The organism is Glaciibacter sp. 2TAF33 (genome assembly GCF_052114945.1).
GTDB lineage: Bacteria > Actinomycetota > Actinomycetes > Actinomycetales > Microbacteriaceae > Cryobacterium.
Genome location: NZ_JBFRFS010000002.1, coordinates 202,631 through 225,536, shown reverse-complemented (window position 1 = coordinate 225,536; position 22,906 = coordinate 202,631). Strand labels below are relative to the sequence as shown.

General features: G+C 62.9%; 22 protein-coding genes and 1 pseudogene. 15 read left to right on the top strand and 8 right to left on the bottom strand.

Annotated features, from left to right (window positions below; all coding sequences use genetic code 11):
• The first annotated feature begins 151 nt into the window (after nucleotides 1–151).
• From dctP (AB4Y94_RS02640) to AB4Y94_RS02625, 4 genes are read left to right on the top strand one after another with little or no spacing between them, the layout of a single operon-like run.
• The gene (gene dctP, locus AB4Y94_RS02640) at nucleotides 152–1,384 is read left to right on the top strand and encodes a TRAP transporter substrate-binding protein DctP (protein ID WP_441724443.1); all 1,233 of its coding nucleotides are present in this window, start codon (nucleotides 152–154) and stop codon (nucleotides 1,382–1,384) included.
• A gap of 23 nt (nucleotides 1,385–1,407) precedes the next feature.
• On the top strand, nucleotides 1,408–2,001 hold the full coding sequence (locus tag AB4Y94_RS02635; RefSeq protein WP_441724441.1) for a nuclear transport factor 2 family protein: 594 nt from the start codon (nucleotides 1,408–1,410) through the stop codon (nucleotides 1,999–2,001).
• A complete protein-coding gene (locus tag AB4Y94_RS02630; protein ID WP_441724439.1) occupies nucleotides 1,998–3,278 on the top strand; it encodes a cytochrome P450 in 1,281 nt (426 codons plus the stop codon). The genes AB4Y94_RS02635 and AB4Y94_RS02630 overlap by 4 nt, the downstream gene beginning before the upstream one ends.
• 12 nt (nucleotides 3,279–3,290) lie before the next feature.
• The gene (locus tag AB4Y94_RS02625; protein WP_441724437.1) at nucleotides 3,291–4,418 is read left to right on the top strand and encodes a zinc-dependent alcohol dehydrogenase; all 1,128 of its coding nucleotides are present in this window, start codon (nucleotides 3,291–3,293) and stop codon (nucleotides 4,416–4,418) included.
• 149 nt (nucleotides 4,419–4,567) lie between these two features.
• Here the strand turns inward: AB4Y94_RS02625 and AB4Y94_RS02620 are convergent, their stop codons facing one another.
• Nucleotides 4,568–5,134, bottom strand: coding sequence for a MarR family winged helix-turn-helix transcriptional regulator (locus AB4Y94_RS02620; protein ID WP_441724435.1), 567 nt, complete (start codon nucleotides 5,132–5,134; stop codon nucleotides 4,568–4,570).
• A gap of 536 nt (nucleotides 5,135–5,670) precedes the next feature.
• Here AB4Y94_RS02620 and AB4Y94_RS02615 point away from each other — a divergent pair.
• Entirely contained in the window at nucleotides 5,671–6,666 is a 996-nt protein-coding gene (locus AB4Y94_RS02615; protein ID WP_441724434.1) for an LLM class flavin-dependent oxidoreductase, read from the top strand.
• 27 nt (nucleotides 6,667–6,693) lie between these two features.
• Here AB4Y94_RS02615 and AB4Y94_RS02610 read toward each other — a convergent pair.
• A pseudogene (locus AB4Y94_RS02610) lies at nucleotides 6,694–6,864 on the bottom strand (dihydrofolate reductase family protein); the annotation flags it as partial.
• An 808-nt stretch (nucleotides 6,865–7,672) separates the two neighbouring features.
• Between AB4Y94_RS02610 and AB4Y94_RS02605 the strand changes: the two are divergent.
• The gene (locus tag AB4Y94_RS02605) at nucleotides 7,673–8,911 is read left to right on the top strand and encodes a hypothetical protein (RefSeq protein ID WP_441724432.1); all 1,239 of its coding nucleotides are present in this window, start codon (nucleotides 7,673–7,675) and stop codon (nucleotides 8,909–8,911) included.
• Between the two features lie 75 nt (nucleotides 8,912–8,986).
• Nucleotides 8,987–9,580, top strand: a complete 594-nt coding sequence (locus tag AB4Y94_RS02600; RefSeq protein WP_441724431.1) for a nuclear transport factor 2 family protein — start codon at nucleotides 8,987–8,989, stop codon at nucleotides 9,578–9,580.
• Between the two features lie 9 nt (nucleotides 9,581–9,589).
• Here AB4Y94_RS02600 and AB4Y94_RS02595 read toward each other — a convergent pair whose 3' ends face one another.
• From AB4Y94_RS02595 to AB4Y94_RS02585, 3 genes are read right to left on the bottom strand one after another with little or no spacing between them, the layout of a single operon-like run.
• Nucleotides 9,590–10,843, bottom strand: coding sequence for a cytochrome P450 (locus AB4Y94_RS02595; RefSeq protein ID WP_441724429.1), 1,254 nt, complete (start codon nucleotides 10,841–10,843; stop codon nucleotides 9,590–9,592).
• A gap of 34 nt (nucleotides 10,844–10,877) precedes the next feature.
• Nucleotides 10,878–11,258: a RidA family protein gene (locus AB4Y94_RS02590; protein ID WP_441724428.1), complete on the bottom strand. Its 381-nt coding sequence runs from the start codon at nucleotides 11,256–11,258 to the stop codon at nucleotides 10,878–10,880.
• Complete coding sequence (locus tag AB4Y94_RS02585; RefSeq protein WP_441724427.1) at nucleotides 11,255–12,241, bottom strand: SMP-30/gluconolactonase/LRE family protein; 987 nt, start codon at nucleotides 12,239–12,241, stop codon at nucleotides 11,255–11,257. Before AB4Y94_RS02585 ends, AB4Y94_RS02590 begins: the two co-directional genes overlap by 4 nt.
• Before the next feature lie 276 nt (nucleotides 12,242–12,517).
• On the opposite strand from AB4Y94_RS02585, the gene AB4Y94_RS02580 reads away from it, so the two are divergent.
• From AB4Y94_RS02580 to AB4Y94_RS02555, 6 genes are all read left to right on the top strand, one after another.
• Nucleotides 12,518–12,655, top strand: coding sequence for a hypothetical protein (locus AB4Y94_RS02580; RefSeq protein WP_441724426.1), 138 nt, complete (start codon nucleotides 12,518–12,520; stop codon nucleotides 12,653–12,655).
• A gap of 80 nt (nucleotides 12,656–12,735) precedes the next feature.
• Nucleotides 12,736–13,989 (top strand): TRAP transporter substrate-binding protein DctP, encoded by a 1,254-nt coding sequence (gene dctP / locus AB4Y94_RS02575; RefSeq protein WP_441724424.1) that lies wholly within the window; start codon nucleotides 12,736–12,738, stop codon nucleotides 13,987–13,989.
• A 14-nt stretch (nucleotides 13,990–14,003) separates the two neighbouring features.
• Complete coding sequence (locus AB4Y94_RS02570; protein ID WP_441724422.1) at nucleotides 14,004–14,933, top strand: SMP-30/gluconolactonase/LRE family protein; 930 nt, start codon at nucleotides 14,004–14,006, stop codon at nucleotides 14,931–14,933.
• A gap of 55 nt (nucleotides 14,934–14,988) precedes the next feature.
• Entirely contained in the window at nucleotides 14,989–16,110 is a 1,122-nt protein-coding gene (locus AB4Y94_RS02565) for a zinc-dependent alcohol dehydrogenase (RefSeq protein ID WP_441724420.1), read from the top strand.
• Between the two features lie 33 nt (nucleotides 16,111–16,143).
• Complete coding sequence (locus AB4Y94_RS02560; RefSeq protein WP_441724418.1) at nucleotides 16,144–17,334, top strand: acyl-CoA dehydrogenase family protein; 1,191 nt, start codon at nucleotides 16,144–16,146, stop codon at nucleotides 17,332–17,334.
• 25 nt (nucleotides 17,335–17,359) lie between these two features.
• Entirely contained in the window at nucleotides 17,360–18,550 is a 1,191-nt protein-coding gene (locus tag AB4Y94_RS02555) for an acyl-CoA dehydrogenase family protein (RefSeq protein ID WP_441724416.1), read from the top strand.
• 21 nt (nucleotides 18,551–18,571) lie between these two features.
• On the opposite strand, the gene AB4Y94_RS02550 is transcribed toward AB4Y94_RS02555, so the two are convergent.
• On the bottom strand, nucleotides 18,572–19,606 hold the full coding sequence (locus tag AB4Y94_RS02550) for an LLM class flavin-dependent oxidoreductase (protein ID WP_441724414.1): 1,035 nt from the start codon (nucleotides 19,604–19,606) through the stop codon (nucleotides 18,572–18,574).
• A 72-nt stretch (nucleotides 19,607–19,678) separates the two neighbouring features.
• Between AB4Y94_RS02550 and AB4Y94_RS02545 the strand changes: the two genes are divergently transcribed.
• Complete coding sequence (locus AB4Y94_RS02545; RefSeq protein ID WP_441724412.1) at nucleotides 19,679–20,203, top strand: nuclear transport factor 2 family protein; 525 nt, start codon at nucleotides 19,679–19,681, stop codon at nucleotides 20,201–20,203.
• A 31-nt stretch (nucleotides 20,204–20,234) separates the two neighbouring features.
• Here the strand turns inward: AB4Y94_RS02545 and AB4Y94_RS02540 are convergent, their stop codons facing one another.
• Both AB4Y94_RS02540 and AB4Y94_RS02535 read right to left on the bottom strand, forming a co-directional pair.
• A complete protein-coding gene (locus AB4Y94_RS02540; RefSeq protein WP_441724410.1) occupies nucleotides 20,235–21,128 on the bottom strand; it encodes a TIGR03620 family F420-dependent LLM class oxidoreductase in 894 nt (297 codons plus the stop codon).
• Nucleotides 21,129–21,143: 15 nt separating this feature from the next.
• The gene (locus tag AB4Y94_RS02535) at nucleotides 21,144–21,437 is read right to left on the bottom strand and encodes a putative quinol monooxygenase (protein ID WP_441724408.1); all 294 of its coding nucleotides are present in this window, start codon (nucleotides 21,435–21,437) and stop codon (nucleotides 21,144–21,146) included.
• Nucleotides 21,438–21,655: 218 nt separating this feature from the next.
• On the opposite strand from AB4Y94_RS02535, the gene AB4Y94_RS02530 reads away from it, so the two are divergent.
• Nucleotides 21,656–22,858, top strand: a complete 1,203-nt coding sequence (locus AB4Y94_RS02530) for a hypothetical protein (protein WP_441724407.1) — start codon at nucleotides 21,656–21,658, stop codon at nucleotides 22,856–22,858.
• Nucleotides 22,859–22,906 lie beyond the last annotated feature (48 nt).

Sequence of the window (22,906 nt, the reverse complement as noted above, 5' to 3'; positions counted from 1 at the left end):
CACGGTCTAGGCCCGGGCCAAACAGTACAACGATTAAGTGTCTTGCATTGTTAGGGCGAAATACCATAAAGTCGGTTAACTATCGGGCAAGGGTGCCTGTAGCTTACGAAGCAAAGGCTCCGAGGGCGTTGACAGAGATTGGGATTCGCGCATGCGTTTTGTTCATCGTGGGGTGTCTGCCGGGGTGCTTGGCCTTCTTGTTGCTGTCGGCGTTGTGGGCTGTTCCGCCAGCGCCGCCGCACCCGCTGGGACGCCGTCAGATTCGACTGGAATCGCGGCGATGGAACCCTTGGTCATCAAGGTGAGCGATCCGAATCCCGAAACCGCCACCAGCGTTCGCGCACTTCAGGGGTGGATGGCCGAGGTCACCAGAGCAACAGGAGGGAAGGTGACCTTCGAGGAGTACTACGCGGGTGCTTTGCATCCCGGATCAGAAGCTGTTAGTGCCCTCGAGTCGGGGCTCACCGACCTCAGTTTCGTCTCATTGGCCGCTCACGCGCAGACCCTGCCAATCGCGGCGTGGGCGGCGTCCGCCGCTGCCAGCCAGGGCGCTGAGTATCCGACGGGGGCACTCGCCGGAACGGGTGCGTACTTTGGCGTCTGGGAGAAGTCCGACGAAATCCGCAATGAGTACGCCGGACACAATGCGCAACCCTTCGTTACCTGGAGCTCCCCTGGTTTCGACCTCTTGTGCGCTACTCCGGTCAATTCTCTTGCCACCTCCGCTGGCAAGCTAGCGCGGACTACTGGATCTCCGTTCAAGGAAGAGCTTGACTCTGTCGGTATCCAGCCCGTGTACCTCGAGAACGGGGACCTGTATGAGGCGATGCAGCGCGGAGTCATCAACTGCGTCGCCGCCGGTGCGCCCACGTTCATAACATCCTCGCTGGCCGAGAACGCAAAGTATTACACACCGGTTTCGATGTCACCTCAGGGTGGATCTGGCTACGTGATCAGGAAGGATCTCTGGGACTCGCTCCCCGCTGAAGTTCAGGACATCATGAACGATGCCAAGGCCACGTTCTTCACCGATTTCATGAGCAATACGCTCGAACGGTACGCATCCTGGGTCGACGTCATCAAAGACAAGAATGTTCAGGTCATGTCGGGTGCGGAACTGAACGGTCCGATTGAGGCGACGCAGAAAGCAGTACTGAAGAAGCTTCCCGAGATTGCTCCCGCGGGCGCAAAGGACCCTAAGAAGATTCTCGCTTCGATCAAGAAACAGCTCTCGGCATGGCACGGCCTCCTCGATGGCGTCGGAGTCAACGGCGAGATCCGCACCCCAGAAAATCTCGAGAAACTGTTCAAGGGTGGTGCGAATCTCGACTGGGATGCCTATCACGACGCGATGCTTACGTACGTCAGAAGCCTGAACAAATGAACGCGGGAAGCAGGGAAGCACAAATGACCGAAAACGAGGAACCAAAAATGACGGACCAGTATTCTCTTTCTCGCGCTGCCGACCGGTTCGAGATCCAGAACAAGCTGTATCTGATCTGCCGCGCGATCGACCGCAGGGATTTGGAATCGGCCCGGACGGCGTTTCATCCGGACGCCGTTGATCATCACGGCGCCTACCAAGGCGATATCGATGGATTCATGCAGTGGGTCGAGGATCGGCACGGTGATCTCGAGTACTCGTGGCACGAGCTCGGCAACATCTACATCGAGTTCGCTTCCGATGACGAAGCGTTCTCCGAGTCCTACGTCCTGACCTGGCAGACCGTCACACCGGGAACGGGGCTGCTTGGCGGCCCGGACAAGAAGCATGAGGTGCTTGCTGCGGGTCGGTATGTGGACCACTGGTCGAGACGAGATGGCCAATGGCGCATCCAACGTCGTCAGACCCTCCCCGAACGGTCGTTCGTTGTACCCGAGAGCACCCGAGCTTCAATACCGCGCGCACCCCAATTCCTTCCTTGGACCCGCGACGCCAACGATCCCGCGGAGCGGATGCTCCTGGACCTGGGCTTGAGAGGCCCGGCGGTGCCACGATGAGCACCACCGATGTGTATACGGCCCCGGCCAAAGAAGACTGGCGCGAAGTCGACCAGAAAATCTTGGATCCGACATGGTACACAGACCTCTCGTACCTCGACACATTCCGCAGTCTGCGGGACGAGGACCCAGTCCACTGGACGGAGGACGACGCATACGGAAAGCACTACTGGTTCCTGTCGCGGCATGAGGACGTCGCGAACTATCTTGAGGATCATCGAACGTTCAGTTCACGGATCGACACCAGAGTGCCGAAGACGCCGCGCGCCTATAAGCCTGAGGAGCGCTATGAACTCGGCTTTCTTGTCAGTATGGCAAGAAACGACCCACCGACCCACGACCTCTACCGGAAGCCCCTCAACAAGCACTTCTCGATTCCGGCGGTCGCGAAGCTGCGCGAAGACGTCGAGCGGATCGTTCAGGAGATCATTGATGGTATCGGTGAGACTCGCGAGGTGGAGTTCGTCGAAGAGGTTGCGGGGGAGCTCCCGGCGCGGGTGATTTTGCGCATGCTCGGCGTACCGGAGGCGGACTGGGCGATGTTGAAGCTCGCCGCGTGGCAGTGGGTGGCATCGGCTGACCCGAAGTTCATGATCGATGACGACCCGCTCTACACCTATAACCACGGGCAGAGGACCCTGATGGAGTATTGCGAGGCACTTGCTCACGATCGGCAGGAAAGTCCGCGGGACGACTTCGCGACAGTGCTATCGCAGATGGAGGTCGACGGCGAGCGACTAAGCGCGTACGAGTTGCGTTCGATTCTGTTGATCGTTATTGCGGGCGGTCTGGAGTCAACGAGAAACACGTCCGCGATGGGCTTGTGGCTGCTGCTGACCCACCCAGATCAGCGTCGGAAGCTGATAGAAGATCCGGAACTGGCCAATCCTGGGGTTGAAGAGATTCTTCGATACTCCACACCCACCCGAACACGGCTTCGGGTCGCAACGCAGGATGTCGAGTTGCGCGGCAAGTCGATCCGAACCGGTGACTGGGTGGTCGCGTCTCACGCCTCGGCGAATCGCGACGAGCGCGTCTTTCACGATCCAGACCGGTTCGATATCACTCGGAACCCCAACCCGCACCTTTCGTTCGGTGCGGGCGTGCACTTTTGTCTCGGCCGGGCGTTGGCGCGGCTTCAGATCGGCACACTACTCAAATCGGTAGTCCAGGCGTTTCCAGACATGGAACCCCTCGGCGACCCGATCTGGATTGCCGACAACACGACCACTGGATTCACTAGCTACCCGGTCTTCCTGGGTTCGCGTCGCAACTAGATAGGAATGAACATGGACATGGCACTCGCCCTCGTGCAGACTGGGGCCGGCGCGCACGAACTCGCCGAACTGCCGATTCCGGATCCAGCCCTGGACTCTGCGATCCTCCGAGTCGAAGCGAACGGAGTTTGCGGCAGCGACGTCAAACTGTACGCCGGCAAAGACCCGGCATTCGCCCCCGGAGACAACTCCCGCTACCCACGCGTACTCGGACACGAAATCGTGGGCACAATCGACCGCGCCGGCAATGACTTCCTTGCCTCTCGCGGACTCAAGGAGGGCGATCGCGTCGCAATAAACCCGTTCCTGCCCTGCGGACGCTGCGTGGACTGTCGGCACGGCGACAGTCACCTGTGCGCGTCCTCGGTGTTCTACCCGCCGAACTACGGATCGATCCCGCTTCGCTTGGCTCCCGGGTTGTGGGGCGGCTACGCCACCCATACATACCTGCACCCGAACGCGACGCTTTATCCGTTCCCCGAAACCACTGATCCCCTCGACGGAACACTCTGGAACCCGCTGGCGGGCGGCATCCAGTGGGCGGTTCTCACTCCTAAACTCGAGATCGGACAATCTATCGTCGTGCTTGGTTGTGGTCAACGCGGACTGGCCTGCATCGTGGCTGCCCGTAAGGGGGGAGCCGGCCTCATAATCACAACAGGACTTGAGCGAGACGCACACAAGCGCGCCCTCGCCCTTGAGTTCGGCGCGGACTTGGCGGTAAACGTCGAGCAGGAGGACATCGTCGATAGGGTCATGGAACTCACGGGGGGTCGCGGCGTGGACATCGTCGTTGATACGACCCCGACCGTAACCTCGACGATCGGCGATGCGGTGCGCATGGTGCGGCGGGGCGGCACGATCGTGAACGTTGGCATGAAGCCGCGCCAGATGGATGATTTTCCGATCGGCGTCATCACCACGAAGTCGATAGCAGTCATTGGCAATAACGGGCAGAATGACACGGCGCACCGCCGCGCAGCCGAGCTGATCGCGAAAGCCGAGGTGCCGCTGAGTCGAATGCGAACCCATGTCTTCGGCCTCGACCAGTTCGAAGTCGCCCTCGACACCCTCGAGGGGAAATTTCCAAACGAGCCATCGATCAATGTCGTGGTAACTCCAACGCTCACGGGCGCGTAAGACGCAGGACACCGACAGCACCGGGAGCCTCATACCGCTGCGAGGTCAGGTGCTCGAGTCAAATCTGAGGCATCGTCGTAGAGATGCCTCGATACATGGGACGCGCTACTGGCAGTACCGCGCTATACCAGTTGTACTGGCCGCCCACGTTACTCGTCCTTGTGCTGCAGTATGCGACGCAACAGGACGGTGGCTGCGGCCAGAGTCTCCCGCTCGCTGTCGTCTAATTCCTCTGCGATCGCCGACTCCAGCCAACCCTGGGCAGATGTCGTCTCCTCAGTGAGTCGTTGACGGCCCGATTCAGTGATCTCGATCTGGATCCGCCGCCGATCTTTCGGGTCACTAGTTCGTTCGATCCATCCCTCCGCCTCCATGGTGCGAATCATCGCTGTGATAGCCGGTGGAGTGACTCGCTCGAACCTCGCGAGTTCCGCTGCCGTGATTGAGCTGTGGCGATCAAGAAGGGCGAGAGCCTGCAACTGATTCACGGGAAGCTTTTTCTCTTCGTTGAGTCGTCGATTCGTCAGACGCAAAGCCTGCCGGAATTCCCAGGCAATGGATGAATCCGCTATCACCATTTCAGTATAGAGAAGGCAGTCGACGACGTGCTGGCCCGAGGTACTCCGCAACGCGGGTGATTCCAACTCCACCGACAACCCGGTGGCCAGATCTCGGTGGGCAGATCCCGTCGGCAGATCCGTTAACCGATCCGCCACGGGCAGCTCCTATTGACTGTTGACACGAGGCCGCCCATGGTGGTCGAGGAGGGCCGCCATGGTCGTCTCGAGACCGGAGTGGTTTCGAGGCTCACTTCGCTCGCACCTCAACCAGCCGAGGCTCACTTGGAACCATCCCGGGTTTCATGTCCAACGTAGGACCGGTAGGGCGGGTTTGGCGGGAGCTCGTGGCAGGGACTTGGAAATCGGAAAAAATCCGCCCTCGCAGTGCGTCGCCCATGCGGAAGCCATCTGCAGGGGTCCGCCAACTGTCAGAGAGTCGAGTCGACGTTTAGCAGGAAGTTCACCCAGGCGACGCTGGCGCGTGCCGATCCGCCCGTCGCGGATCCCGACGATCTGGCGATGGAGCAGAGTTTCGGTCTCGTCGGTGTGGAGGCCCTACAGGCGAGTTCCCTAAGCTTGACCAGACTGCGCGCGCTGATGCCGCAGGAAAGGGGAGCAGGGACTCGCATGCCACACACGTTCTCGTCGATCGCAGCCAGCCACAATATCCGGATGGGGGAGGTGGCGTTCGCATGAGGTTCTCGAATGAAATGCTGTACACCCCCGGCCCGGAGAACGTGGTTGCGGGCGTGCTCCGACGGGCGGAGCTGCTGGAGGAGCTCGGCTTCGACTCCGGGATGCTCGGTCACCACCGGTTCGTCGAGGGCAACGTCTCCGCGGTCTTCACCCTGCTCGCAGCGGTCGCCGCACGCACCAAGAAGTTGCAACTCGGGCCCGGCATCCTGGTGTTGCCCGCCTACCACCCGCTCGATGTCGCCGAGCAGCTCCACACACTCGATCAAATCTCGGAGGGACGCGCGTTCCTCGGCGTGGGAGTCGGATACCGCGACTATGAGCTCAGCCCTACCGGGAAGGACTACTCGAAGCGCGGCGAGATGATGACGGAGTCGCTTGAGGTGCTCCGCGCGGTCTGGTCCTCGGACAAGGCGAGCTACCACGGGAAGCACTACTCCTTCGACGACGTCGCGGTCGCGCCGCGAGCGGTGCAGCGACCCCATCCCGAGGTCATTATCGGTGCCAAGGCGCCAATTGCCACCCGTCGGGCCGGCCGCCTTGGCGACGCCCTCTTCGGTGGCCTCGTGCAGACTCTCGATGAATACCAGCCGGCGTTGGATGCGTACCGCGAGGCGGCCGTCGCTGCGGGCAAGAGGCCGAAGGTCTGGCTGCAGCGCAGCACCTGCATCGTCTCCAGCCGAGAGGAAGCCGAAGAGCTCTGGCTTCGGCCGTACCTGGAGAACCGCCGGGGAAAGCTCAGCATGGGGGTCGCCGCGGCCGGGCTCGTCGATGAGCGCCTGATCAACGGCGGCAAGTTGACCCTGGACGAAGTCGCACCCGGCCGTGCACTGGTGGGTACCGCGGAGGAAATCATCGATGAGATCAAGCGGATCCAGGAGGAGACCGATACGGAGACCATCGTCGTCGGCCACCACTGGTGCGCCACAAACGAGCCGCTGATCGAGGAGCAGCTCCGTCTCTTCGCCGAAGAGGTGCTCCCCGCATTCCGCTAGCCCGGAGTGGCATTGCGTCAGCCGTCAGCGCTCGCGCAGACCAGCGAGCAACGTCGGCCCGTGTCCGGCAACGACCGGCTGCACAACGAACACGTATTCGTCGATCAGTCCCAGATCTGCCAACGCTCGGCGAAGCGTTACCCCACCCACGAACAGACCCTCGCCTGGCTGCTGCTTGAGCCGCTCGACCGCTTGCCGCAGCCCATCATCAAGAACCAGCCTCAAGCGCCTAAGGTCGTCGATGACGGAGCCGAGCATCGCTCGACGGTTTCCCGCAAGCTCAGGGCGAGGGAGCTTTGACCCAGGCCGGCGCTCGCCGAGCCGCTCATCAGATATCGGCGCGGCCCGGTCAAGCCATCGGGACTACCCAGTCGACGCCAACCCAGTCCTGTAGATGGTTAAGTCGTTTAATGATTTGCATCCTTTCAATCATCAGTCATATGATGCGTTCAGGGCGGCGTTGCCCGCAACGGGGGGCAATGAGGCTCCGGATTCGAAGCAGAAGGACTTGATTCGCAAATGACGGACCGGTACTCGCTCGCACGCGCGGCTGACCGATTCGAGATTCGAACAAGCTCTATCAGTTCTGCCGAGCGATCGACCGTAGAGATCTGGGGTCGGCGAGGACGGCCGACGATGCGGCCTTCTCCGAGTCACGTACTTACGTGGCAGAGCGTCACGCCCGGCACCGGGTTTCTCGGCGATCTCGGCGAGAAGCACGAAGCGCTTGCTGCCGGCCGGTACGTGGACCAGTGGTCGAGACGGGACGGCTAATGGCGCATGCAGCATCGTCAGACCCTCCCAGAGCGGTCGTACGTCGTGCCGGGAAGCGCGCGACTCGAGTCCGCGAGCAGCCAAGTTCCTTCCCTGGACCCACGACCAGAACGACCCTGCTGAGCAGATGCTCGGGGCCTGCGCATCCAGGCCGTGCCGCGATGTGAAGCCGAGTTGGCACGCTAGGCCATCAACAAAACACGCTAGACCATCAATAAAAGAGGAGCAGTCAGTGAAAGTTCGCAAATCGATCTACACCACAGTTGGTGGAGTCATACTCGGTTCTCTTGTACTGGCGGGATGTTCAGCGAGCCCGACGCCGGAACCACTGGCTAGCAGCAGCGGTGACGGGCTCGAGAAAATGGAACCCATCGTCCTGACCTACAGCGATTCGAATGTGGATACCGCCGCTCACGCACTGGCCATGCAGAACTTCATGGACACCGTCACCGAGCGCACGAAGGGCAAGGTCACGTTCGAGACGTTCTGGTCGGCTTCACTTCACCCGGCTCTCGAAGGTCTCAGTGCGATCGAATCCGGTTTGACGGATATGACGTACATCACAACCACCGCCTTACCGCAGCAGCTTCCGATCACCGCCTGGCAAGCCACGGTGTCGCAGGGCGTCGTACCGAGCGAATTCCCGACGTCGTTGCTCGCGGGCTCTCCTGCTCAGCTCGCCGACTACGAAACGGGGCCGATCGCCGACGAATTGGCCCAATACGATGCGGCCACGCTGCTCGCGTGGGATACAGTGCCGTACCCGATGCTCTGTAAGCCGGAGGTGAAGGCTGCCTCCGATCTGGCCGGTCTCACCGTGCGTTCACCGGGTGTGACCTGGACCAAGGAGCTGGAAGGCCTCGGGATGACGACGACGAGCATCCCTCTCGTGGATGTTTACGAGGGTTTGCAGAGGGGGATCGTCCACTGCCATCTCGGCACGACCAGCACAATGATCACACTCGGTATGTGGGATGAAGCAAAGTACTACGTTCCCGCCGGGTTGGCGACGTCTGCCGGTTCGGTCGTTGTGATCAAGAAGTCCGTGCTTGAGTCCCTGCCAAAGGCAGTCCAGGACATCATCTTCGATGCTCGCGTGGATCTCATGGCCGAGACAGTTGAGCGGTCGCTCGCACGGGACATCGAATTTGCGAAGCAGTCCGCTGAGCACGGTATCAAATGGGTCGATCCAAAGACGTTCCAGAAGTCGATCGTTGCCACGCGCGACGCTTACGTAGCCGAAGCGATCAAGGACGCACCGCCATCCCTGGCCGACGCAAAAGGCGCGTACGACCATTTGGGCAAGCTGATGGAGAAATGGCAGGAGACGACCACCGACTTCAAGTACGACGCGGGCTCGCCTTCGTCGGCCGACGGTTGGAAGGATCTATACCTGTCCGCTGCCGACATCGACTGGAACGCATACCGAGAAGCCATCCGCAGCTACTTCGACGCGCTGAAGATTTCTTAAAAAGCGCAGACCGGGCTGGTGTCGAACGGGGCCAGCCCGGTCCCCCGACTCCGCCCCGCCTCGAAAGGATGACTAATGACGACTTATGAAACAGCCCCCACGCCTGTGGGTAGCTCGGATGCTGACCGGATGGGTGAGCTTCTCGACCGCGCCGACATCACCGATGTGATCGGGCGGTACTGCTTTGGGATGGATTCGCGCGATTGGGAGATGTATCGCGGTGCGTGGACCGACGAGATGAAGACCGACCTTATCGAGCTCTCCGGGAGTCAGGTGGGGCGGACCACCATCAGCACGGATGATTGGGTTGAGGCGCTCAAGGCGTTCTTCTCCGAAATGGAGTTCAGCCAGCACCTGAAAACTCCTGTCGCGTTCGAGTTCGACGAGACGCGCGACAACGCGACAGTCCTGTCGGTGATGCAGGGAAAGCATTGGGCCAGCACCCGCACGGGAGAACACATTTCCACGACGGTGGGCTACTACCGCGACACGTTCACACGAACGGACGACGGGTGGAGGATGACTTCCCTGAAAGAGCTCGTCGGCTGGCACGAGGGCAACGTCTTCATAGTGTCGAACGGTCAGCGCAAGCTCATCGCGAAACTCAGCGAGCTATACCCCGACATCGACTGGGAACGCGGCGTCCAGCAGCTGATGGCTGGCGTCTGAGGCGAGCAGTCAGCGGGCGACCCGTGTGGGACGTGAGAAGCGCACGGGAAATTCCGCAAAGCCGTTCATGACGTTGTCCTCCGCCCAGACCGGCTCACCGATCGCTTCAAGATCGGGTAGCGCAGCGAGAATCCGCGGCAGGAAAACCTGAAGCTCCAGCCTGGCCAGGTTGCGGCCCAGACACATGTGGATGCCGTCGGAGAAGCTCACATGCGGGTTGGGGTTCCGAGCGATGTCGAAACGGTGCGGTTCGGTGAAGACCCGCTCGTCCTTGTTGGCCGAGGCGAGGGAACCGACCACCCAGTCGCCGGCTCGGATATCTCGACCGTGGAACTCGAAGTCAACGGTCGCGACGCGGAGCCGGTTGCTCGCGGGGGTCACCCAGCGCAGGCACTCCTCCACTGCGCTCTGAGCAAGCGACGGATCACCCAGCAGCAGGTCGCGCTGGTCCGGATTCCGGAGGAAGAGCCAGGTGCCGACGGCCGCGACGCTGCGGGTGGTCTCAAGGCCTCCGGCGATCAGCGCCGTCAGCCACGCGCGGATCTCCATAACGCTCAGCAGGTCGTCGTCGACTCTCATGTTCGCGATGACAGTTGCAAAGTCGTCACGAGGATGCTCGCGGCGGTCGAGCGCCATCTGTGTCGTGTAGTCAGAGAGGCGTTTAAGCCCGGTTGCGCGGGTCTTGACGGGGTCTCCGTCAATGACCCACCGCGGATCGGCCGAGGAAAAGTAGAGCCAAACGGCTTCGCGCAGGGTCGGCCAGTCGGATTCCGGTACTCCAAGCATCCGGAGGATGACGCGGGCAGGGAGCTCGCCCGCGATCTCCTCGACGAAGTCAGCTTCAGTGCGATCACTGATCGATTCGATCACCTCGTCGACATAGCCCTCGATGTCCGACTGCAGCTTCCGGATCGTCGGCACGCTGAAATGCTTGTTCATCGGGCGCCGATAGACGGTGTGGGTCGGCGGGTCCAGGTGTGCCAGTACCGAGCCGCCTTCCGCGAAGCGCTGTTCGGGCGTGATCCGCTGCGGTGATTTCGGTACGCGACTTGCCCACCGGTTACTGAGCCGGTCATGATCGTGCAAATACTCGACAACATCCTCATGGCGGGTCACGAACCAAAAGTGACGCCCGTAGGCGTCGTTGCGGGTCCAGTGAATTGGATCTTCGTCCCGGAGCTGGTGATAGACGTCGTGGAACTGCTGGGTCGCCAGCCACGCCGGGTCCAGGAGCAGATTGTCGATCTCAGTCCAGTCCCTCACGACATCTCCATCCTCGATTTGGACCCTTCGATTCTCACTCCGCAGCCACCGCGACCGCGTGGAGCTCGACCAGGATCGCAGGGTTCGCGAGTTCTACGATCGCCACGCTGCGTGCCGGTCCGGGCTCGGGCCACACCTTCTGGAATTCGGCGTTCCAGGCGGGGTAATAGTCCGCGGATGCGAGGAACACCTCGATCCGCAAAATCGTGTCTTTCGTGCCGCCGGCGTCCTGCACATGACGGAGAACCTCGGCAAGCGCCTCCGCCGCCTGCTGCGGGAACGGGATCCGTTCATCGCTCCTCAGGGTTGCGAATACCGACGTTCCGATCGCACCCGAGGTGAGTATGAGATTCCCGGCTCGCACTGCTCCGGGAAGCACGGACGACTGGCCTGCGGTTCGAATGATCTCGGTCATGGCTTACTCCACACGCTTGGGGGTCGATTGCTTGTGCTCCGCGACCTGCGACCGGGTTGTCGCCAGTCGATCGCGTAAAGGCGCCCCGTGCCGGCGGCGGTCACGTAGGCCGTGTCGCCTTCCGGGCTGAAGCAGATGTTCGTGACGGCCGGGTCGAAGACCGGCATCGGGATGAACGCCTCCAGCTCCCCATCAGGGGCAATAACGCTGATCCCCCCTTTTCGGACGGTCGCGACGCAGATGTACCCGTCCGGATCGACGGCGAGCGAGTCGAAGAACGCGTATCCTTCGACGGCGTACACGAGTGTCGCACCGTTCGCGGTCGTCGGCTGCGGTCCCGGTCCGAGTACTCCGGGCGCGATGACCGCCCACGACCACAGTCGCCCGCTGGCGGTCTCTGCCACATACAGAGTGTCGCCGTCGGGCGAGAGGCCCACTCCGTTGGGCTGTGTGAGCGGCAGCGGTGGCGATGCCACATGCACCAGCTCGTCAGCAATGTGGGACCGGCCATTCGCCTTCGCGTAGTAGACGCCGCCCGGGTCTACGAGCCGCCCGTGCACGGCGCCGAAATCGGTGATGTAACAGCCGCCATATGCGTCGAGGACGAGGTCATTCGGCGCCACGAACGACCCGCCTCGGTGCGAGGCGATGCCGGCTTCGACGCGACCGTGCGCATTGACGCGCTGGATGCACGGATCGACCGGTCGTGTACCGCGTGTGCCGTTCGGTCGAAGGAAACCGTCCGCGGCTTCCCGGATCCCCATCCCGCCGTTGTTGCACACGAGCAGCCCCCCGTCAGAGGTTGTTGCGAGACCGTTCGGGCCGCCGCCCACGTCGGCGAACACATCGATCGACCCGTCGGGATCAAGGCGCATGATGAGCCCAGCGCCGATATCCGTGAAGAGGACGGCACCGTCCTCGAGTGCGACCGGACCCTCCACGAATCCGAGCCCTCTCGCCAGTTCGGTGACGGGGTAGCGCATTGCTTCCAATCGTCGGCGCGGTAAAGATGTATGCCCGGTAGCGGGAATGCATTGCCGGATGTTCACATGAGATCAATGTAGTTAATGATTTAGATAAAAAGCAACATAGTATATCTCGCGTGATAGTCGATGGCCGGCTGTTTTCCGAGACATTCGGGCGCGTGGTCCGATTTCGGTTTCGACGATCACGGTTCCGGGTGTGGGTGCCGACGGATCGCCGCAGGAGCCGTTCACCGGCTGCCATCAGCGCGCGGAACGCTTCTACGGAACGTCACAGTGGACGACCGTGGGCTGATCCACCTGATCGACCGCATATCCGGGCTGGCCATCATCCGCCTGAAGGTCCAGGGCGACGTCGTGGATGAGGGTGTCGCCGGACGCAATCTAGTTAATACTTATGAACATGGGATATGATTTGGACAGGTGCCACACGCAGAAGGCAGCCGTCACCCTATTGATGATCGTGGCTCGATGTTGAGCGGAAGGAAGCGAAGATGTCGCGAATGCGGAGGACCGGCTCGGTCCTGGCCGGGCTGGTCGGGCTGACCTTGATTGCTTCAGGTTGCTCGGCTGGAGAAGCGTCCTCGACGGCGCCGGCTACGGGTGGCGACGCATTCGCAGAGATGGAGCCGTTGGAGCTCACCTTCAATCACACCAACCCCCCTGGCGGTCATTTCGAGGCTGCGACGGTCGCGTTCACCGATTACATCGAGGAGGCGACCGGTGGGAAGGTGACTTTCGAGTCGTTCTATTCCGGTTCGTTGCTTCCTGCCGCGGAGGCATTCGCTGGCGTCGGATCCGGCTTGGCGGACGTCTCCTACACGACCACCATCGGCTTCGAGAACCAGTTTCCCATCGCTGACTGGCTGTCACCGGCGATGAGTGACGACCCGCAGCCGTTTCCGCTGGGAGACCTGGCCAACTATGCCGCGGCCAACGACTTCATCGCCAACGAACCGGCCATTCAAGCGGAGTACGAGGCGCAGAATGTGAAGCCTCTGTGGTTCGTGTCCTCATCACCGGGTGACATGTTGTGCACCAAACCGATCAAGGACCTTGCGGATGCCGGTGGCCGTCTCACCAGGTCGCCGAGTGCCCGCATCACCGCGGAAGTTGACGCGCTCGGCATGACGTCGGTGAGCATGCCGTTCGCCGACCTGTACGAAGGCCTCCAACGGGGGGCGATCAACTGCGTCTACACCACCGCGGGGAACACGACGTTCAAGCCCTACGGATTGACTGAGGTTGCGAAATACTATGCGCCGGTCAGCGGATGGACTCCGATTGCGGCAGCCGGGTACATCATCAACCTCGACCTCTGGGAGTCCTTCTCGGACGACCTGAGGCGGGTCTTCCAGGAGGCTTCGATGAAGGCCTTGAGCGTCCACTCCGAGGGTGCATTCAATGTGGTCGCAGACTTCGGTGCGACGGCGAAGGCAGACGGCGTTCAATTCCTCAAAACGGACGATCTTCGCCAGGTCATGAGCACGTTGCACGCGGGTCTGAACTCCCGACTGGTGAAGGATGCTCCTGCTGGCGTCGACCACCCGAAGCAGCTCATCAAGAGCCTGGCCGATTACCGGGCGAAGTGGCGCGATCTTCTGGCTGACGGCGTCGTCGCCGAATTGCCCGGGGACCCAGCTGAGGATGGGGACGGGCTGAGAGCAGCGTATGCAGCGGGCGCCGGCCAGGTTGACTGGCAAGCCTTCCTGGGGCTCCTCCAGGAGCAGTCCGCGGTCACCGGGTAGGGCAGCCAATCGAGATGAAGGTGGTCGAGGGATTCGCTTTTGAGGTCGTTGCCGACGGGCTCGGGTTTCCCGAGGGGCCCGTCTGGCTGCAGAACGGCTCCGTAATCGTCGTGGAAGTGGCCGCAGGCACGATCACGAGAGTGCACGCGGACGGGCGCACAGAACTCGTCGTCGAGTGTGGCGGCGGTCCGGGGGGCGCCGCGGTAGGGCCCGACGGTGCGTTGTACGTGTGCAACAACGGCGGGATGGTGGCGCATCGCGAGGACGGTCGCTGGAAGACCACCGGGGTGGCGCTCCCGGACTATGAGGGCGGCTGGATCGACCGAATAGATCTCGCGACCGGGGCTGTCGGGCGCCTTTATTCAGACTCTCCGGACATCCCCATTGCCGGACCGAACGATATCGTCTTCGACGCGCATGGAGGCTTCTGGTTCAGCGATTTCGGTAAGCCAGTCGGTGAGTCCGTGAGGAAAGGGGGCATCCTCTACGCGTCCCCCGACGGCAGCGGAATCAGGCGAGTCATCGATGGGCCCAGGGTGAACGGGATCGCTCTGTCCCCCAGCGGCGAGACCCTGTACGCCGCGATCACGCACGAGTCGCTTCTCGTTGCCTTCGATGTCGTGTCACCGGGGGTCCTTGAGCCCGCCGGTCTGCCGGCCGGTCGACCAGTGGGACAGTTCCCACCCCGGCACATCTTAGACTCGATGGCAGTCGAATCAGACGGCCGGGTGTGCGTTGCGACAACCTTCGCGCAGCCGGGCATCGGCGTCGTCGATCCGGTAACCGGGGGAATCAGCTTGACGGAACTCCCGGATCCGTTGCCTACGAACCTGTGCTTCGGCGGACCGGACATGCGGGACGTCTGGATCACTCTCTCCGGCGAAGGCTTACTCATCAAGGCTCGCTGGCCTCGCGCCGGCCTGCCACTCGCTTACTACGCATGATCGAACAGAGGAATGGCGGAGTCCGCCTGGACGCCCGACTCATTGAGGAGCAGGAATGACCAGCACAGCCACGGCGCTCGTACAGACCGGACCGAGGGAACAGCACTTCGAGGAGATCCCCTTCCCGACGCTGCCGCCGGGAGCTGCACTGCTGCGGGTCGAGGCGAATGGGATCTGCGGCAGCGATGTCGAGTCCTTCCTGGGTGAAGACAGGCTCGTCCCCGCGGATCGGAAGTACCCGCGGATCAACGGCCACGAGATCGTGGGTGTCATCGAAGATATGGGTCCCAAGCTGAAGCACCGCGAGGGGCTGAACATCGGTGATCGCGTGGCCGTGAACCCCGTCATCTCATGCGGGAAGTGCGGACCCTGCACCGATGGCCGCATGCACATGTGCGCCGCCGGACGGTTCCCTGTACCCGTGTACGGATTCATCCCGACGACGGAGGCGCCAGGGTTGTGGGGCGGGTACAGCACGCACGTCTATCTCGACCCGGAAGCGATCGTCTATCCGTTCCCTGCGCACTTCGACCCGTTGAACGCGACGCTCTGGAATCCGCTTGGCGGAGCCATCCAGTGGTCCGTGATGACGCCCGGCCACAAGGTCGGACAATCGGTGGTCGTCCTCGGCAGCGGGCAGCGCGGCCTGGCGATCGTCGCCGCACAACGCGCCGTGGGCTCGGGCCTGGTCATCGCGACGGGGCTCAGCCGGGATCGGCACAAGCTCGACCTTGCACTGGAGTTCGGTGCGAACGCAGTCGTGGACGTCGAGCAGGAGGACCCGGTTGAAGCGGTCCTCGCTCTCACCGGTGGCCAGGGCGTCGATCTCGTCATTGACACGGTCCCCAAGATCACGTCCACCACGCTGCAGGGCGTGCAGATGCTCAAGGCCGGCGGCACGCTGGTCAACATCGGGGTCAAGGAGGCCACCGTCGACGGCTTCCCCATTGGTCGCATCACCTCCAAGAACATCCGTGTGATCGGCGCTGCGAACTCCAGCATCGCCGCCTATCGCACGGCCGCCGACATGCTCATCACCGGGCAAGTCAAGATCGAGAAGATGCGCACGCATGTCTTCGGATTCGACCGGTTCGAAGAAGCACTCGACACCCTCGAGGGAAAGATACCCGGGACCAAGAGCGTGAACGTGGTGGTCACTCCCACGTTCACGTCCTGATAAGCACATCACCAGAAGAAGGCGACTGACATCATGACTCTCATCAGCGAATCGTCGAGCGACACCCGCGTTGCATCCTCGAATTATCTCGAGCGGGCGAGGGCGATCGCACCGATTATCGAGGCGAATTCCGCGGAGGGCGAGGCTGCCGGGGCGATGCCCGAGGCGACAATCGCGGCGTTGAAGGAGGCGGGGCTGTTCTGGATGCTCGTCGACTCCGATCTGGGCGGCGGGGGTTTGCCGTTCGATAGCGCGCTCGAGGTTATGGAAGTGATCGCCGAGGCGGACGGCTCCACCGGGTGGGCGTTGATGGCCGCCTCGGTATCGACGTGGAATTCCTCGCACTTCTACCCCGGTCTGCGACGCCTCTTCCGGGAAGGCGGCACGCCGATCAGCTGCGGTACGCAGGCCCCGATCGGTACCGCGTTGAAGGTGGAGGGCGGTTACCTGGTCAACACGCCGCCAATTCCGTTCGGCAGCGGCATGGATGCGGCCGACTGGGTCGGTACGACGGTGCGGATCCTGGACGAGGACGGCAAGCCGGTGCTCCGCGAGAACGGGGCGCCGTTGACCCGCGCCATCCGGGCGCCGAAGTCTGAGACCACCGTCTATGGTGACTGGGACGTGATGGGCATGGCTGCCACGGGCAGCTACACCTACGGCTGGACCGACTACTTCGTTCCGGACGACTTCTCGTTCGACTCCGCGCCGCTGGTGCCAGCGCCCGGCGAGGATTTCACGGGTGAGACCCTCGATCTGATGTCGTCGGGCGTCATCGGTCACGCCGGCGTGGTCCTCGGCCTGATGCGGCGGGCGCTGCACGAGGTCGCCAACATCGTCGAGGGCAAGAAGCGGATGGGCTACTCCGTGCCGGTCGACGACTATGCGGTGTTCCGGAAGGAGTTCGTCGAGGCCGATGCGAAATTCTGGTCGGTGCGCGAGTACTTCTACCGAGTGGTGCGCGAAGGCATCGACTCGACGGCCGAGACCCAGTCCCTGAGCGCAGAGCAGATGGCCCGCATTCGCCAGGCCACAACACACGTCCACACCGTGGCGACCGAAGTGGTCATGTTCGCGAGCCTGTGGGGAGGCACTCAGACCATCCGGAACCCCAGCTCCCTCGGTCGCGCCGTGCGCGACGCGATCGTTGCACGGAACCATGCACTGATCGATATCGTGACGGTCGACAACGCGGCCGACCCGATCATCGACTCGTGGAAGTGAAAGACCTATGAAAGCGACCGGCATCATGAACAGCATCAGTGAATCCCTGAGCGACACCGGCGTTGCATCCTCGAATTATGTCGACCGTGCCCGGGCGATCGCTCCGATCATCGAGGCCCATTCCGCTGACGGTGAGGCTGCAGGAGCGATGCCCGAGGCAACGATCGGGGCGCTGAAGGAGGCCGGACTGTTCTGGATGCTCGTCGACCCCGAGCTTGGTGGTGGCGGTGTGTCGGCCGACGTGGCCCTGGAGGTCTTCGAGGTCATCGCGGAGGCGGATGGTTCCACCGGGTGGGCGCTCATGGCCGCGGCCGTGTCGACGTGGAACACCTCGCTGTATTACCCCGGCTTCCGGCAGCTCTTCCTGGACGGACGGAAGCCGATCTCCTGCGGCACCATTGCTCCGCTCGGCACCGCGGTGAAAGTCGACGGTGGGTACATGGTCAACACGCCGCAGGTGCCGTTCGGCAGCGGGATGGACGCCTCCGACTGGGTCGGCACCACTGTCCGGATCCTGGACGAGGACGGCAGTCCGGTCCTCCGCGAGAACGGCTCGCCCCTGACCCGCGCGATCCGCGCACCCAAGTCCGAGACCATCGTCTACGGAGACTGGGACGTGATGGGCATGGCTGCCACCGGGAGCTACAGCTACGGTTGGAACGAGTACTTCGTCCCCGACGACTTCACCTTCGATTCGGCACCGCTGGTGGCACCGCCGGGCCAGGACTACAGCGGCAAAACCCTGGACCTGCTCTCCTCCAGCGTGATCGGTCACGGCGGCGTTGTGCTCGGCCTCATGCGACGGGCGCTGCACGAGGTGGCGGGCGTCGTGGACGGCAAGAAACGGATGGCATACACAATGCCGGTTGACCAATACCCGGTCTTCCGAAAGGAGTTCGTCGAGGCGGACGCGAAGTTCTGGTCGGTCCGAGACTACTTCTACCGTGTAGTTCGCGAGGGCATCGCCTCGACGGCCGAGTCACAGTCGCTGACCGCCGAGCAGATGGCCCGGGTGCGGCAGGCGACCACCCACGTCCACACTGTCGCGACCGAAGTGATCATGTTCGCGAGCCTGTGGGGAGGCACCCAGACGATCCGTAATCCCAGCTTCCTCGGCCGCGCCGTGCGCGATATGGTGGTCGCCCGCAATCATGCGCTCATCGATGTTGTGACACTCGACAACGCCGCCGACCCGATCATCGACTCCTGGAAGTAACAGGAGAGGCAGGGGCCGACGTCAGGGACGATTTGCCCCGGTCAGGCCAAGGCGCCAACGCTCGAAGAAGTCTGCGAGGTCGGGCAGCACATATCCTCCCCAGAGGCGCGAGACACCCGTATCAGCCAGGCCTTGAAGACGTGCACGGATGTCGGTCGGGGCGCCGAAGACCCCGAACTGTTCGGCGAGGTGGTCACGCAATCCGAGTTCATCGACAAGCCGGGCGTTGGGGTTGTCAGTCGCACCGCCGGCGTGCTGGAGGTACGAGTACCTCTTGGTCAATTCCTCGAACCGGGAACGCAGAGCGTGGGGAATGATGCTGCGCGCAGCGGACTTGGCCAGGAGGTTGCCGCCGACGGCCAGCGCCGACCCGACCTCACGGGCGCCGGCGTCGTGCGAGGCTGCGATGTTCAGGTACGACATGTACCAGACCTGGATGCTCGCGGGATCGCGCCCCGCTTCCCGGGCTCCCCGTGCAATCTGCTCGGCGGCGTATTCGCGCGCCAGTTCGCCCATTCCGATGCCGACGACGACGGCATCCGCGACACGACCGGCCAACTGCAGCATCCGCGGACCGTGCGCGGACACGACAATCGGGATGGCCCCACCGGTCCACCAGTCGAGGGCGATGGTGTTCCCCCTGTACTCGGCGCGGCCGGTCTCGTGCAGCGAGCGCACCGTCCGGATGTAACTCTCGAGGTCCGACACAGTCGCCGGCGCCCCGCCCAGGTTGTGCACGGCACTGTCCCCGGTCCCAATGCCGAAGACCGCACGTCCGCCGGAGAATTCCTGCAGCGTCGCCATGGCGGATGCGCTCACCGCGGGATGCCTCGTCACGGGATTGGTCACCCCCGGGCCGAACTGGACGCGGGAGGTGCTGGCAGCGACCAGAGTCAGCGCAGGGTACATCTCCCGATGCGTCGACTGCATGTCGCCGACGCGGAGGGCCCTGAATCCGGCCCGCTCTGCGGCTTGGGCCAGCGCGGGAATGCCGGCAAGCGCGAAGGCCGGGAAGTTGATGCTGACCTCGACAGAGGCGTTTCCACGCGACGTCATATCCCGGTCCTTTGGCTCATAATCATATTGATTGATAGGATACACACTTCGAACTCAAAGACGAGGAGCAACATGGCATACACGCTTGACGAACTCTCGAGCATCGCCGAGATCCGGAACCTCCAGGAGCGTTATTGCCGGGGCATCGATCGCGCCGATGCGGACATCCTGCGTTCCGTCTACTGGGAGGACGCGCAGGACGACCACGGCGCATTCCGTGGTGACCGCGAGGAGTACATCGATTGGGTCATCCCCGTTGTCCGGGAGCGCTTCGCCGCGCTGCAGCACGTACTCGGTCAGACCTACACAGAACTCGACGGCGACACTGCGCACAGCGAGACCTATTTCCTCCAGCACTCTCTTCGCCACGACGGCAAGGCTTACGCGTGCCCCGGCAGGTACGTTGACCGGCTCGAACGACGGGACGGTGAATGGCGCATAGCCGAGAGAGTGACGATCATGACCTTCTTCTACCCGGTTGTGGACAGCGACGTCGAGAAGCAGGCTGCCGCAGGGTTCGTGGCCGGCAGCAAAGACCGCGACGACCCCGCTTACTTCCAGGCGCCGCTGATCAGGGATCGCGCGCTCGCAGGCTGACACGCGTTGCCTCCGGGTTCGGCTCGACGGATCAGCGGGGAGTCAACCCCAGGGCTGCCGCGAGCGCGGCCACGTCCTCAATGGGGTCGCTGCCTTCGGGTGCGACTATCTGTGCGAGGACGTGGTCGGCTCCGGCATCCAGGTGCGCGTCGAGACCCGCCTTCACGGCGCCCGGTGTTCCCGACACGACGATGGCGTCGGTCACCCGAGGCCAGGGGTCATCGAGCTCTTCGGCCGAAATTCCCATGCGCTGGAGGTTCAGCCGGTAGTTGCGGAGGCCCAGATAGAACTCCACGCCTGACCGCGCGATCATCAGGGCCCTCTCCCTGTCGACTTCCAGCACCAACCGCTGCTCCGGAATCAAGAGCGGCGATTCCCCCAAGATCTCGCGGGCCCACCGCGTGTGCCCTGGGGTGACCAGGTAAGGGTGCGCACCGCCCGTTTGCTCACCCGAAAGCGCCAGCACGCGTGGGCCGAGCCCCGCCACCACAACCCGACCGGCGGGAACGCCCTCCGACACGAGAGCGTCCAGAAACGCCGACAGCGCACCGAGTGGGTGCTTCGCCCGCTCGGTGCGCTCCGGATGGCCCAGTCCGATACCAAGCACGAACCGCCCCGGGTACTGGGCCTGCAGTCGGTGGTATGACGCTGCCACCTCGTTTGGGTCGGTCGCGAAAATGTTGACGATTCCCGACCCGACGACGATCCGGTCGGTGGCAGCAAGCACCTGGGACGGTATGCCGAGGTCTGCGCCGACGCCGCCGTACCAGACCGAACCAAAACCGTACCGGTCGGCGGCAATGCCGAATGAGGGGCCCGTGTCCCGGCCCATCCGCCACAGTCCGTAGCGGCCGAGCCGGTCGCGGATACCCTCTCGCACCGCGCTGAGGCTCTTCTCACGGGCGTCGGTGGGATGGTGGACCATGGACCATGGGCGCGATCAGGCGGGGGAGACGTCGTACTTGACGACCTCAGGCGGGCCGGCAAGCAGCGGACCGAGCGCGGACTTGACGCCCTTTTCCGCCCGGTATGCCCGATAGGCCGCATCGCTGTCTTCCGACGCCCAGCGCTCGACCAGCAACCAGCGGGTGCTGTCCTCCCGGTCGACGAGCACCTCGATGCCCAGGTTCCCCTCGAAGCTGCGGGCAAGTTCGAGGGAGGTGCGCACAGCCTGCTCGGCCTCCGCGAGCGCCTCGGGTTTGAACGTCAATCTCACGATCGAGGTGATTGTCATGGCTTCGTTGCCTTCCTCTCGTGGGCCGGCATCAGGTACGTGTCGGCCCGGCGGTAGTTGCCCTCCTCGATAAGGTGGTGAGCATTGAGGCAATCATATATATATTAACCTTGATTGCAGGGATTACGGTATTGTCATTTGTGACGGGCGCGACGGCGCGCTAGAGAGAAGGAACCATGCGGAAGAGTGCGAGACTTCGTTTGCTCACGGGAGGGGCAGTGTTGACAGCCCTTCTTGCCACCGGCTGCGCCTCCGGCGGCGCCCCTGGCGGGGGAGCAGCCCCACAGGCCAGCGAGGGCTCCTCGCTGGACACGATGGAACCGATAGCTCTCACATACAGCGACTCGAACGTCGAGACGGCGGCGCACGTGATGGCGATGCAGAAGTTCATGGATCAGGTCACCAAGGGAACTGACGGAAAGATCACCTTCGAGACGTACTACGCAGCGTCCCTGCACCCGGTCACGGAGGCGCTCAGCGCGATCCAGTCGGGCCTGACCGACATCACGTTCGTATCGCCATCGAATGTGCCCGATAGCATCCCGACTGCGCTGTGGGAGACGACCCTCGCGCAGAGCGCGATCAAGCCCGATTTCCCCATGTCGCTCATCCAGGGAACTCCGGTTCAGTTCGCGGCATACCAGGATGGTCCGCTGGCCAAGGAACTGGCCACGTACGACGCGGCAACACTGGTGACCTGGGGTACTGCGCCGAACAGCGCGATCTGCAAGTCCGAGGTCACCTCGGCCGCCCAGGCTGCCGGAAAGACGATCCGCACACCAGGACCGCCGTTCGTTGACGAGGTCGAGCAGATGAAGATGACATCCGTCACCTTGCCCGTGACCGACGTGTTCGAGGGGCTTCAGCGCGGAGTGATCGACTGCTTCATGAACGTCATCAGCCCGTTCATCACACTGGGAGTCTGGGACGAAGCCAAGTACTTCATCCCCGCGCACTTCGCGACATCCGCTGGCTCCCAACTGCTCATCAAGAAGTCGGTGCTGGAGTCGCTGCCTCTCGAGGCGCAGCGCGTCATCTTCGACGCCCGGGTGGACCTGCTGGCCGACATTGTCAAGTCGTCGGTCGCGCGCAACGTGCAGTGGGCGAACGAGGCTCCTGCCAAGGGCGTGACATTCGTCGACCCGACCAGCTTCAACAAGGCGATCGACGTCGCTCGCGACGCGTACACGAAGGCTGCGATCAAGACGCCTCCGGCGGGCGTCACCGATGCCAAGGGCTTCGCCAAGAACCTCAGCGGCCTGGCCGACGGCTGGGACAAGATCGCCGCCGACCTGGATGTCCGATCGGGTGCTCCCAGCACCCAGAAGGATTGGGTCGAGCTCTACAAGTCGGTCGACGACATCGACTGGGGTGCGTACGCCGACAAGTTGCACGAATTCCTGAAGCCCTACCGGCCGTAAGGGTGTTACCCCATCGGCGGGGGAGCGTCTTGACAGCCCCCCGCCGAT

What these genes read in the sequence shown, in the direction of transcription:
- dctP (WP_441724443.1), top strand. Translation starts at nt 152, where the DNA reads ATGCGTTTTGTTCATCGTGGGGTGTCTGCCGGGGTGCTTGGCCTTCTT.
- AB4Y94_RS02635 (WP_441724441.1), top strand. Translation starts at nt 1,408, where the DNA reads ATGACCGAAAACGAGGAACCAAAAATGACGGACCAGTATTCTCTTTCT.
- AB4Y94_RS02630 (WP_441724439.1), top strand. Translation starts at nt 1,998, where the DNA reads ATGAGCACCACCGATGTGTATACGGCCCCGGCCAAAGAAGACTGGCGC.
- AB4Y94_RS02625 (WP_441724437.1), top strand. Translation starts at nt 3,291, where the DNA reads ATGGACATGGCACTCGCCCTCGTGCAGACTGGGGCCGGCGCGCACGAA.
- AB4Y94_RS02615 (WP_441724434.1), top strand. Translation starts at nt 5,671, where the DNA reads ATGAGGTTCTCGAATGAAATGCTGTACACCCCCGGCCCGGAGAACGTG.
- AB4Y94_RS02600 (WP_441724431.1), top strand. Translation starts at nt 8,987, where the DNA reads ATGACGACTTATGAAACAGCCCCCACGCCTGTGGGTAGCTCGGATGCT.
- AB4Y94_RS02590 (WP_441724428.1), bottom strand. Translation starts at nt 11,258, where the DNA reads ATGACCGAGATCATTCGAACCGCAGGCCAGTCGTCCGTGCTTCCCGGA.
- AB4Y94_RS02585 (WP_441724427.1), bottom strand. Translation starts at nt 12,241, where the DNA reads ATGCGCTACCCCGTCACCGAACTGGCGAGAGGGCTCGGATTCGTGGAG.
- dctP (WP_441724424.1), top strand. Translation starts at nt 12,736, where the DNA reads ATGTCGCGAATGCGGAGGACCGGCTCGGTCCTGGCCGGGCTGGTCGGG.
- AB4Y94_RS02570 (WP_441724422.1), top strand. Translation starts at nt 14,004, where the DNA reads ATGAAGGTGGTCGAGGGATTCGCTTTTGAGGTCGTTGCCGACGGGCTC.
- AB4Y94_RS02565 (WP_441724420.1), top strand. Translation starts at nt 14,989, where the DNA reads ATGACCAGCACAGCCACGGCGCTCGTACAGACCGGACCGAGGGAACAG.
- AB4Y94_RS02560 (WP_441724418.1), top strand. Translation starts at nt 16,144, where the DNA reads ATGACTCTCATCAGCGAATCGTCGAGCGACACCCGCGTTGCATCCTCG.
- AB4Y94_RS02555 (WP_441724416.1), top strand. Translation starts at nt 17,360, where the DNA reads ATGAACAGCATCAGTGAATCCCTGAGCGACACCGGCGTTGCATCCTCG.
- AB4Y94_RS02550 (WP_441724414.1), bottom strand. Translation starts at nt 19,606, where the DNA reads ATGACGTCGCGTGGAAACGCCTCTGTCGAGGTCAGCATCAACTTCCCG.
- AB4Y94_RS02545 (WP_441724412.1), top strand. Translation starts at nt 19,679, where the DNA reads ATGGCATACACGCTTGACGAACTCTCGAGCATCGCCGAGATCCGGAAC.
- AB4Y94_RS02540 (WP_441724410.1), bottom strand. Translation starts at nt 21,128, where the DNA reads ATGGTCCACCATCCCACCGACGCCCGTGAGAAGAGCCTCAGCGCGGTG.
- AB4Y94_RS02535 (WP_441724408.1), bottom strand. Translation starts at nt 21,437, where the DNA reads ATGACAATCACCTCGATCGTGAGATTGACGTTCAAACCCGAGGCGCTC.